Annotated in this window: 9 protein-coding genes and 1 pseudogene; 4 read left to right on the top strand and 6 right to left on the bottom strand. The window is 40.2% G+C overall.

Annotated elements, in window-relative coordinates:
* Positions 1-643 precede the first annotated feature (643 nt).
* Together GARC_RS25035 and GARC_RS27505 are read left to right on the top strand one after the other, a co-directional pair.
* A complete protein-coding gene (locus GARC_RS25035) occupies positions 644-1,537 on the top strand; it encodes a ThiF family adenylyltransferase (RefSeq protein WP_007625828.1) in 894 nt (297 codons plus the stop codon).
* A 91-nt stretch (positions 1,538-1,628) separates the two neighbouring features.
* Positions 1,629-1,969, top strand: a pseudogene (locus tag GARC_RS27505) (transposase); the annotation flags it as partial.
* Positions 1,970-2,286: 317 nt separating this feature from the next.
* Here GARC_RS27505 and GARC_RS25025 read toward each other — a convergent pair.
* Positions 2,287-2,826, bottom strand: a complete 540-nt coding sequence (locus GARC_RS25025; protein WP_007625825.1) for a hypothetical protein — start codon at positions 2,824-2,826, stop codon at positions 2,287-2,289.
* Between the two features lie 224 nt (positions 2,827-3,050).
* Here GARC_RS25025 and GARC_RS25020 point away from each other — a divergent pair, with 224 nt between their 5' ends.
* Complete coding sequence (locus tag GARC_RS25020) at positions 3,051-5,153, top strand: winged helix-turn-helix domain-containing protein (RefSeq protein ID WP_007625824.1); 2,103 nt, start codon at positions 3,051-3,053, stop codon at positions 5,151-5,153.
* A gap of 194 nt (positions 5,154-5,347) precedes the next feature.
* Here the strand turns inward: GARC_RS25020 and GARC_RS25015 are convergent, their stop codons facing one another.
* The 4 genes from GARC_RS25015 to GARC_RS25000 form a co-directional block, all read right to left on the bottom strand.
* Positions 5,348-5,728: a SirB2 family protein gene (locus tag GARC_RS25015; protein WP_007625822.1), complete on the bottom strand. Its 381-nt coding sequence runs from the start codon at positions 5,726-5,728 to the stop codon at positions 5,348-5,350.
* A 378-nt stretch (positions 5,729-6,106) separates the two neighbouring features.
* Positions 6,107-7,063, bottom strand: a complete 957-nt coding sequence (locus GARC_RS25010) for a glutathione S-transferase family protein (protein WP_007625820.1) — start codon at positions 7,061-7,063, stop codon at positions 6,107-6,109.
* A complete protein-coding gene (locus GARC_RS25005; protein WP_007625818.1) occupies positions 7,063-7,671 on the bottom strand; it encodes an FMN-dependent NADH-azoreductase in 609 nt (202 codons plus the stop codon). The genes GARC_RS25010 and GARC_RS25005 overlap by 1 nt, the downstream gene beginning before the upstream one ends.
* A gap of 49 nt (positions 7,672-7,720) precedes the next feature.
* The gene (locus GARC_RS25000; RefSeq protein ID WP_007625816.1) at positions 7,721-8,170 is read right to left on the bottom strand and encodes a DoxX family protein; all 450 of its coding nucleotides are present in this window, start codon (positions 8,168-8,170) and stop codon (positions 7,721-7,723) included.
* A gap of 123 nt (positions 8,171-8,293) precedes the next feature.
* Between GARC_RS25000 and GARC_RS24995 the strand changes: the two genes are divergently transcribed.
* Positions 8,294-9,196, top strand: coding sequence for a LysR family transcriptional regulator (locus tag GARC_RS24995; RefSeq protein ID WP_007625815.1), 903 nt, complete (start codon positions 8,294-8,296; stop codon positions 9,194-9,196).
* A 130-nt stretch (positions 9,197-9,326) separates the two neighbouring features.
* On the opposite strand, the gene GARC_RS24990 is transcribed toward GARC_RS24995, so the two are convergent.
* The gene (locus GARC_RS24990) at positions 9,327-10,247 is read right to left on the bottom strand and encodes an MBL fold metallo-hydrolase (RefSeq protein ID WP_007625814.1); all 921 of its coding nucleotides are present in this window, start codon (positions 10,245-10,247) and stop codon (positions 9,327-9,329) included.
* Positions 10,248-10,275 lie beyond the last annotated feature (28 nt).

The raw sequence follows: 10,275 nt of genomic DNA, 5'->3' as shown, positions 1-10,275 counted from the left end.
GCACACAGGCCATCAACGCATTCGAGGCATGGGTAAAGCAAAAGCACTTTTACGCTGCGCATAACCTAATAAGCAGTTAACTTATCACCGATAAGGCACAGTTGTGCTCACAATCCCGTTAAATACCTATTATTCCCACCAAATAGGCTGAAACTAACCCTCAGCTTCCACACCTCAATCAATCCAAGTCATTTTCACGCTCAAAATCGATATTGAATATTTTGGTTAGTCTCAAAATCTAATTATGGGTGGCTTGATAAAAAATGATGGGTGGTTTGATAAAAAATGCGGCTTGATAAAAAATGCGTATTTCGTTAATTAATCGGATTTAGCTTATCTATGTTAGTTACTTGATATGACTAGTCATACTTATTTAACTGCTATTTCGGGTATATCATTGAGGTCGCTTGTACTTTAGGGCTCTATTCTAAACAGAGATGCTAAAAGACAGTTTTTGTTAAATCACTATAAATATTTAATTAAATTCTGTCGGATGTATCAGTGATTTTTGATGAATATTTGAGAGATAGGTAAGGTGATTTTGTGGTATTTACATGATCCTCTAATGCAAATATTTGATTAAATTAAGAAGGGGGTCGGTGTGAACGTTACAACTTCAATTTTTTAGTATTTAAGGATCCTGATGTTCAACTATGAAGAAGCATTTTCGCGAAATATAGGTTGGGTTACTAAAAAAGAACAGCAACAACTTAGAAATTCTAAGGTTGCCATTGGTGGTTTGGGTGGAGTGGGAGGTGACCACGCAATAGTATTAGCCCGCTTGGGCATTGGAAATTTTCACATCTCTGATCTAGATGATTATGATGTCGCTAATTTTAATCGTCAAGCAGGTGCCAATATGTCAACTTTGGGGCAACCCAAGGCTGCCGTTATGGAAAAAACTATCAGGGGCATCAACCCTGAGGCTAACATAAAAAACTTTGACTCAGGAATTAATGAAGGAAATATTGAAGCGTTTTTAGAAGGGGTCGACATCTACGTTGATAGTCTAGATATTTTTGCTTTGGAAATTAGACGCAAAGTTTTTCGTCGATGTTATGAAAAGGGAATTCCAACGATAACCGCAGCGCCAATGGGAATGGGGACCGCTTTTTTAGTATTTATGCCTGGGAAAATGTCTTTCGACGAGTACTTTTCAATTGTTGATGCTGCAGCAAATGCCAGTGATGATGAAAGAGCTCAAATTTTTAATGATAATATTATTCGCTTCGTTATTGGCGTTTCTCCTTCGGTGCAGCAACGTCATTATTTAGTTGATAAGTCATCGGTTAACTTCCTTAAAAAGAAAGTTCCGTCAACTTGTATGGGGATTTCATTAGCTGCAGGAACGCTTTGTACCAATGTATTAAAAATACTATTAAAACGTGGCAAAGTAATTCACGCACCCCATGGCATGCATTTTGATGCATACAGAAATAACTTGATTAAAACTTGGCGGCCTTGGGGTAATCGGAGCTGGCTGCAACGTTTTATGTTTTGGCGTGTTAAGCAACTATTAAAGGCAACAACTAACTAGTGGGTTTCATATGCAGAAACTCCAAATGCACTAAACAGGCACCCTTTGCGGGACGATTCAAATCTTAGGATTTATTATATGAAAGTGCGCTTTAGCCTGTAAGGCTTTTGTAGACTTAAATCCTATTCGCGCCAAGATGGATACCACACCAGAAACGTCAAAACACACCAGTATTCAGCAACGTATTCACGCTCTCATCAATGGAAAGCAGACCCTTAGTTTCATGCGTTTCATGGGGAATCACAGACAAAACATGCCAAAGGCATTACCTATAGCTTGATTGATAACTGTGAATTAGTCGATTGCACAGGCCGTTGTATTCGAGATGATAAAGCCGGCTACATAAAGCATTCCAACAGCGCTATTCTAGAGCAGTTGGGCCTCAACTCAGAACAATGGGTAACACTAAACACAGAGTTCGAACAACACTTCAGCGCACACACTTTCAACGCTTCCAGCACTACCTGTGCTCAATGGTGTTGTTTGAAATTTGAATTGGCGAATTATTTAGTTGCATTCAATAAGCCAAATCCCCAATAGGCCTGAATTTCTTATTTTTTAAAACTCAATAGTGGAATATACCGATCACTTTATGCTTGTTGATTAGACCGAATTGCGTTGGGTGTCTTCATTAATATTCAGTGATTGGTTACTGAATTACGTTGGGTGTCTTCATTAATCATCTTCATTAATCAGGATTAGGTTAGTGACGCCTTTGTCGATTAATACAAACAAAGGCGAAGTTACTTTCAACGATTGGTGATCGCCACAAGCGATGAGTCTTCTTCAGTTTTCAAGCCATCATTGTTGCTCAGTATGTTGTGCTGATTAACTATCTTCAGGTTACCTGCCACCATATTTTGGAATTGACGAAAATGACTGGCTACATCTAAATCTTCGAGGCTCGCCTCTAGGTTTCCCTGAACATAGTGCATCACTGCACGGTTATTATAGGAAACAACTGATGCTTTACCTGTGTTAACGGCTGCTTGGCAGTATTGGTTTGCCTGTTGCATATTGTTAATGGCTAAATGAGCGACGCACAAGTTATCAAGAAGTGGTTTACGTAAAGACTGGTTAGAAGTTTTGACTAAAGCCGCTTTGCTTTTACGGATACCCTGTGCAAATTTTCCTGACTCAATTTCTCGTACACCTATGACCTCAACTACGCTGGTTTTTACTTTCAGTCCTGAAGCTGCTGTTGTATCAGTTGCCGATGCTTGGCTAGCTGACATTATCGTCAGCAAAGCTAAGGCCGCTGGATAGTATGATTTGATTGCAATTTTCATAATGACCTACCTTTTTTGTTTGCTTGAGTGATTAACGTATATCTGTTAGTGATTTATGATTACTTGTGCTACTTGCTTGTACCCTTTGTGTTTGATGAGTATGGTGAACCGGTAGGGAATATTCCTGAGGAACAACAGATAAAAAGCTGATGAAATGGTGATGAAAAGCCGATTTTGGAGGTTATATACCCATACTAGGAAGATAATTGTGTTGGACCAGATAATTGACTGAACAAGTGCTACCTGAAAATAGTTATTTCCGTTTAGGTGACTACTACATTGATGTGGGCGATCATAGAGTATTTTTTGGTGAACAAAGTCGTCACTTAGAGCCAAAAGCCATTCATGTTCTTTATCAGCTTGCTTTGTTTGCCGGCGAGACTGTTAGTCGACAAGAATTAATGGAGAAAGTATGGCATGGACGTGTGGTGATGGAGGATGCTCTGACACGGATCATCTCGCAGCTTCGCCTGACCTTCAACGATAGTAAAGCTCGCCAGATAATTCATACTGTGCCTAAAAAAGGTTACCGGTTGTCAACAGACGTCACTTGGTTGAGTAGACAAGAATTTATTAAATTCAGCACAAAACACAGCAAAAAATCAGGGTTAATCTCATCACTTAATAAGGGCAAAGTTGCAGCACTTATAGTGTTGAGCTTAATGCTTGCTCTGTTGATCTTTGTTTTATTACCGAAAACTCCTGAGAATCAAGGATCTACGCCAGAGGTACTTACTCAGAATATTGAAAATAACCACACAAAGACAGAAACGGTCATCGCTTTTTTACCATGGCGCAATCTTACTGGTGATGCTAGCAATGATTATTTGGCTGAGATGCTTCCAGAGGAGTTATCAATCGCTCTGGCTAAGTCAGATAAGGTTACCGTGTTGGCACACTATTCTTCTATTGCCCTTGCTAGAGACTCTGGTGCGTTAGATTCTATAGTTGAAAAATTGAATCTTGGGTATTTGGTAGAAGGCAGTATTACTGAGGCGAATGAGCGCATTCGGGTCTTAGTGCATTTGGTCGAAAAGCAAAGTAATAAGGTGATTTGGTCACAAGTGTATGAAGATAACATGCAAAAACTGCTGACCTTAAATTCTAAGGTAATCGCAGATATAAATGCGCAACTGTTTGGGCAAAGCGAACAAGCAAATTTTACAACAGTAAGCGGAAATGTGGATATTAATGCTTACCGAGCCTATCTTCAGGGCAATTACTGGTGGATGAATGGAAAAACCAGCGAGTGGTTTTTTCAAGCAGAAGCAGCATTCTTAAGAGCAACTCAACTTGCCCCTAATTTTGCTGCGGCGTTTGGCAGTTTAGCGTTTATCTACGCAAGATATAATTATCATGACATCTACATGGAAAAGGCCGTTGCGGTAACAAAGGCTAGAGTGGCTATTGATACAGCCTTACAACTTGATCCTAATGACATTAACGCGCTTCTTGCTGGGGCATTGTTAGCGATTGAAAATTTTCAGTTTGATGCAGCCGAGCAATTAATCAATAAAGTATTAAGTGTAGATGCCTCGAATACCAGAGGCCTATATGTTTATTCAGAGTTGGCCTTGGCCAAAAATCAGTTTGATGTGGCACTGATTTATGCTGATAAAGCGCTGCAAATAGATCCTCTTTCACCTTGGATAAATGTAAACAAAGCTATTGTGCACTTTTGGCGTAATGAGATGCCTAAAGCATTAGCATCAGTAGACCACGCCATCGATATTGATAGTAATTTCACCTGGGCTTATGTATGGAAAGCCAAAATACTTAGTCAAAGGGGACAGCTTTCAGAGTCTATCGAGGCAATGAAAGTTTGTTTAGAAATTGATGATGGCTCGCCAGTAAATAGCATCTACTTGGCGTTGCTATATTCCAAGGATTCTATGCCTGAGCAGGCACAAAGATGGTTTTCCCATACCGCGTCACTTTATGGTGATTCCCCCGACGCTAGATTTTGGCAAAACTATTTAAGCTTGATTACACAAAAAGAAAACCCTGATATCGCGCGACAATTAGTCAATCAAGTCACCTTAAAAACCACTCGGTTTTTTAGTTTGGTGCCTTTGCAAAAGGCCTTGCTATCATCACACCCCAAACTGATAAAGCAAGCCTTGCCTCAGTTCCTGTCACTTATTCAGGCTCCTAATCAATCGGGTTTTTGGGTCAACCATCATAATCAATTTAGTGCCTACGCCGCCTTAGCATTGATGCAGCAACTAGATAGTATTCAACATGAACAAAAAAAAGCCTTGCTGAATGTTCAAATTAAGGCATTTGAGAGTAAAGTAGCTTTGCAACTGCGAGCAGATTTCCATTAAAACGAGTTTGATATGTGGGTTAACTAATTAATCATTTCGTACTAATTTCGGACAGTATAGTTAACCCAATAGGTATAGGAAGGTTAATAGAAATTATTATCCTCATTTTCAAATGTAAAGAAAACCTAAGAGTATTTTTATTTTGTTTAAGTCAGTTGCCTAACTTTTAAATGCTAAAGAATAGATCCCCGTGATTACAAATAAAATGGTAGTGGTTGTTTTGTAATAGCGACTAAGGCCATGTAAGTAATACAACTAAGTGCTAGTAATAAAAACGAAAATCTAGAAACCACACTCTTGTCGCCTTTTAAGGCAAGTGCCCCACAGAGTATATAGCCAAATAATCCGATTATTTTTGCGCTGAGCCAATGATTTACAATGGGATATTGTTGGATCATCAATATTAGCGTGATGGCAGTTGCTAATAAAAATGTGTCGATTACATGTGGGGTAACTTTGGCCCACTTTTTTTGTAACCATTGTGCCTTTGCAGATACCGCAATAACACGAATAATTAGAAAACTAACGCTGATTACAACTAAGGTTAAATGGGAATGTTTAATGATTAAATACATATTAGATGACTCATTTTACTTTTAGAGTAGGAATAATCTAGACACCCAATTACAGCGTGTTTAATGACATGTTTTATATTAGCTAACTGACTTCTTACTAATAGTTTATCAGAGGATTTATCTAATGGCTCATTTTAAGCTTCGTTGTTTCTAGAATTAATAGGTAACAGAAGCACCTATATTTCTGGGAGCAACAACTGAAACTTAGCCATCTTGGGGATTAAGGATCCCCATTTTTAAAGGCTAATAAAAACACGGTTATTTCCTAAGCTTTAAGGTATTTAAACAACCTCGGATGCTCTGTTATGCCGCGACCACGTGAAAATCAGATACCCCTTATTAACATTGATTTTCACGTTGTATTCACAGTTCATTTATTTATAAACTTTGACGATTATGGGCTTTGGTAAAATCCTGCGCTGGCCCTACCGGTATAATCCCTGTGGGGTTAATTGTAAGATGACTGCCATAATAATGTGTTTTGATATGTTCAAAATTCACGGTTTCGGCAATGCCTGCAACTTGATACAACTCTCGTACGTAGTTACTCAAAGCTGGGTAGTCTGCAATTTGCTGGCGATTGGTTTTAAAGTGGCCGAAGTACACTGCATCGAATCGTATTAAGGTCGTAAATAAACGCCAATCGGCTTCAGTCAATTGCTCACCTGCCAGATAGGGTTGTTTAGATAAAATATCTTCAACCCAATCGAGTGACTCAAATAACGCCTTGAACGCTTTTTCGTATGCTTGTTGCGTAGTGGCAAAACCAGAGAGATAGACGCCATTGTTAATGGTGTCATACACTCGTTTGTTCACAGCATCTATTTGGCTACGCAAGTCCTCAGGATAATAATCACTGTGATTACCAGTTAAATGATTAAAGGCAGTATTAAACATGCGAATAATTTCTGATGATTCGTTGCTGACAATCGTTTGGGTGTGTTTATCCCATAAAATGGGCACTGTGACTCTACCTTCATAATTCGGATCTGCCTTTAAATACAGTTGGTAGGCATAATCAAAGCCATACAATGGCTCCCTAAGCTCCCAACCATTTTCTAGCATAATAGGCTCGACAGCCGTGACATCGATGTATTCTTGTAAACCCTTTAATGCTCTGAAAATAAGTGTTCGGTGCGCCCAAGGGCAAGCCAAAGAGACATATAAATGATAACGACCTTTTTCAGCTTTGAAACCTTGCACGCCATTGGGGCCGGCTTCACCATTTGCGGTTATCCAACTTCTAAAACGACTGTCTTGGCGGCGAAACTCGCCGCCGCTGTTTTTAGTGTCGTACCACTTGTCGACCCATTTTCCTTGTTGTAGTAAGCCCATTATGCGACCGCTAAATCTTCGTTGGTTTGCTCATTTTCTAAAAAACTGTCAATTTGTAGTTTGCCCGATTCGATGATTTGTTCAGGTGAACCTTTTGAACCACCGGCATCAATATGTACTACTTCTTTAACCCCTATAAAATTACAGATATGTGCCAAGTAATCACTGGCAAAATCCATATCGCTGCCTACAGGGGTACCGCCAGTAGCAGTAATAATGAATGCTCGTTTAATATTCAATAATCCCACTGGTCCCTGCTCGGTATATTTAAAACTCACACCAGCTCGGCATATAGCATCGATCCACTGCTTTAACGATGCAGGTATACCAAAATTGTACATCGCCGCGCCAATAACTAGAGTATCGGCATCTTTTAGTTCTTGGATCAATTGATCGGACAGGGCCAAATGAGAGTGCAAACTGTCCCGTTGATCATCAGATGAACCATGTACACCCATTAGATCTTGCGCGCTAATTGGAGGTAAAGGGTTAACAGCCAGATCACGGTGCACTACCCCTGCGTTTAATTCATTCACTAGGTACTGCCCAATTATGCGAGTATTCGAGCCTGTTAAGCGGGCGCTAGTATCTATATGTAATATGCTCATTGTATTCTCCAGATAAGTTTCGATTAATAGTTACGATTAAGAGTTAGGTTTATTGATTGCTAAATTTGTTGTGTAATAGATTGTCCAAGCTCAGGCTTCCTGCGCCTCTAATCGCTAAACCCACGCTTATAACTAACAACGCCAAACCAAATTCGTAACCGCCATTGGACATAAACAGGCCGTTTTGAATATGCACTGTGCAAATTGCTACCAACATAGTTACGGCTAAAACCACTGCAGTAGGGCGTACCAATAATCCTGCTATTAATAACAAACCACCAAAAAATTCAGCACCACCTGCCAAAGCTGCCATTAAAGTACCGGGAGCAAGACCTATTGATTCCATCCAACCTGCCGTGCCTTCTAAACCATAGCCGCCAAACCAGCCAAATAGCTTTTGAGCGCCGTGAGCGGTAAATATGATCCCTGCACCTATACGAACCGGCAGGGTATCTAGACCCAATTTTGTTGAGGTTAATGTATTGATAAATGTTTTCATTTTGTTGTTCCAATAAAGTGTTTAGGTAACTGATGGGGCCATTGTACTGAGTTGAATATTTGGAATAAGGGGGTAAATATGTTTAATATGTTCTAATTATTAGAACAATGGGGCGTTGATGCAGTGGCTAGAAATCCAATTAGTATAGAGGTGCTTGAAACTCTTGATGCTATCGAGCGGCGTGGCAGTTTTGCAAAAGCAGCAGAAGAGCTGAACAAAGCCACTTCTGCCATTTCTTACGCAGTACAGAAACTTGAAGAGCAACTTGGGATTTCGTTATTTCAACGTTTGGGTCGTCGTTCAGTTTTAACCCCAGCGGGGCGTTTGATCTTGGCCGAAGGCAGAGAAATTTTGCAAACTACCCGCAGGTTGGCTGACAAAGCCAAGGAAGTAGCAACGGGGTGGGAGCCTCGGATCAGTATTGGTATTGAATCACTGCAGTCTTATGTAGATTTTTTTCAAGTAATAAGTGCGTTTTTGCTGGAATTTCCAACAGTCGAAATTGATATATCTGAATGTGTATTAAACGGCGGATGGGAAGCGTTAGAGCAAGGTAGAGTTGACTTGTTGGTAGGGGCTCCGGGGCCCGTACCTTCGCTAAAAGGTTATAGAGCGGTTGTTATTGAGCGTGGTGAATTAGTACCTGTCATTGCAGCTAATCACGCCTTAGCAAAACAGTTAGATAATAAACAAAATACAGAGAGATTGTTGGCACAGCTTAGGCGTATTGTTATTCACGATACGTCATTTAGCGGAATAACACGCAGTGAAGGGTTAAGCAGTGATGGTCAGATGTTTTATGTGCAAAACATGGATCAAAAAATACATGCAATATTGGCAGGTATAGGTATTGGCAATATACCAAAACATCGGATCCAAGGTTATCTTGATAAAGGCATTCTGTTACCTCTAGGCATACAACAAAAAGGCGGTGTAGAATCCTTTTTAGCTTGGAAAATTAATAATAAAGGCAAAGGGTTAAAGGTCATCACCGATAGGTTTATAGCGCTGCAATCAAGCAAATAAATAGCCTATACCCAAAATCATTGGGATTGCACCGAGGCGGCAAATGAATGAGATCCCATGAGCTTAGTACACTAAGTGATTGGGGCGAAAGAATGTAGCCAACAAAGGTGCAGTTTCAAGGATGAAGGGTTTACAAGCTAACAACCATACCATCAGTTGCAAGGTATATCGGCCCAGGATACTTTTGGCTAATGATGCTTTTTGTTTCTTTTTGAACGGCTAAGGTGCGTTTCATAAAATGTGATAACACAAGTTGTTTGATTTGGGCTTTTTTAGCTATCTTGGCTATTGTAGATGGTGTCATATGTAGGTTGATAGCTGCACCAGAAGCATTATCGGGTACCGCATTATTGGCTACTAATATATCGGCCCCATTAGCGAATGCACTAAGCACATCAAATTGATTATTCATATCGCCAGAAAACACAATACTACATCCAGCCAGCTCAACTCGCCAAGCGACAGCCGCTACTGGACCGTGGTGCACAAAAGTAGCCTTAGCTTTGATGTTGTTTCCAAGTGAGTAGTCAAAGGTCTGTCCTATTACTAGTGGAACATCTGTTGCAACAACCTTGTAGTCAGAGTCATGGCGTTTGTTGACATAATCTTTTAGGTACGCAAACGCACCTTTGTCACCCATTAATCGTTGCAGATAGTCACTAGTTGAAGGCATTAGATCGTTTGCAGCTGGGCCATAGAGGAGGAGGTTAGTACTTCTTGAAGTAAAGTAACTACCTTTAATAAACGCGGCTAAGTCAGCACTATGATCGACATGTAAATGAGTCAGTAAAATACCCTGTAAATCTTCAAACTTAGCGCCACTTCGCCCATATTCAACACTTGAACCCGCGCCAGCATCTATGAGTACGCGGGCTTTATTCTGATACCAAATTAAATAGCCGCTGGAATTTCGGCCATCGTCAAGTTCAGGGCCACCAGAGCCCAAAACTTGTAATTTTATTTGGTCAGTTTTGCACTGGTTGGCAAAGCTGCTGCTGCTAAACGTCATTAATAGTAATAACACTGTCAGTATTGAGACCTGTTTAAACATGACTCTTTTTCTCCTAGTTAGCGATAGC

The organism is Paraglaciecola arctica BSs20135 (genome assembly GCF_000314995.1).
GTDB classification, from domain to species: domain Bacteria; phylum Pseudomonadota; class Gammaproteobacteria; order Enterobacterales; family Alteromonadaceae; genus Paraglaciecola; species Paraglaciecola arctica.
Note: the sequence above shows the minus strand (reverse complement) of the source record. Positions and strands in the feature narration are given on the sequence as shown.

Coding starts and splice junctions, on each gene's coding strand:
- GARC_RS25025 (WP_007625825.1), bottom strand. CDS start 2,826: ATGAAAATTGCAATCAAATCATACTATCCAGCGGCCTTAGCTTTGCTG.
- GARC_RS25015 (WP_007625822.1), bottom strand. CDS start 5,728: ATGTATTTAATCATTAAACATTCCCATTTAACCTTAGTTGTAATCAGC.
- GARC_RS25000 (WP_007625816.1), bottom strand. CDS start 8,170: ATGAAAACATTTATCAATACATTAACCTCAACAAAATTGGGTCTAGAT.
- GARC_RS25035 (WP_007625828.1), top strand. CDS start 644: ATGTTCAACTATGAAGAAGCATTTTCGCGAAATATAGGTTGGGTTACT.
- GARC_RS25010 (WP_007625820.1), bottom strand. CDS start 7,063: ATGGGCTTACTACAACAAGGAAAATGGGTCGACAAGTGGTACGACACT.
- GARC_RS24990 (WP_007625814.1), bottom strand. CDS start 10,247: ATGTTTAAACAGGTCTCAATACTGACAGTGTTATTACTATTAATGACG.
- GARC_RS25005 (WP_007625818.1), bottom strand. CDS start 7,671: ATGAGCATATTACATATAGATACTAGCGCCCGCTTAACAGGCTCGAAT.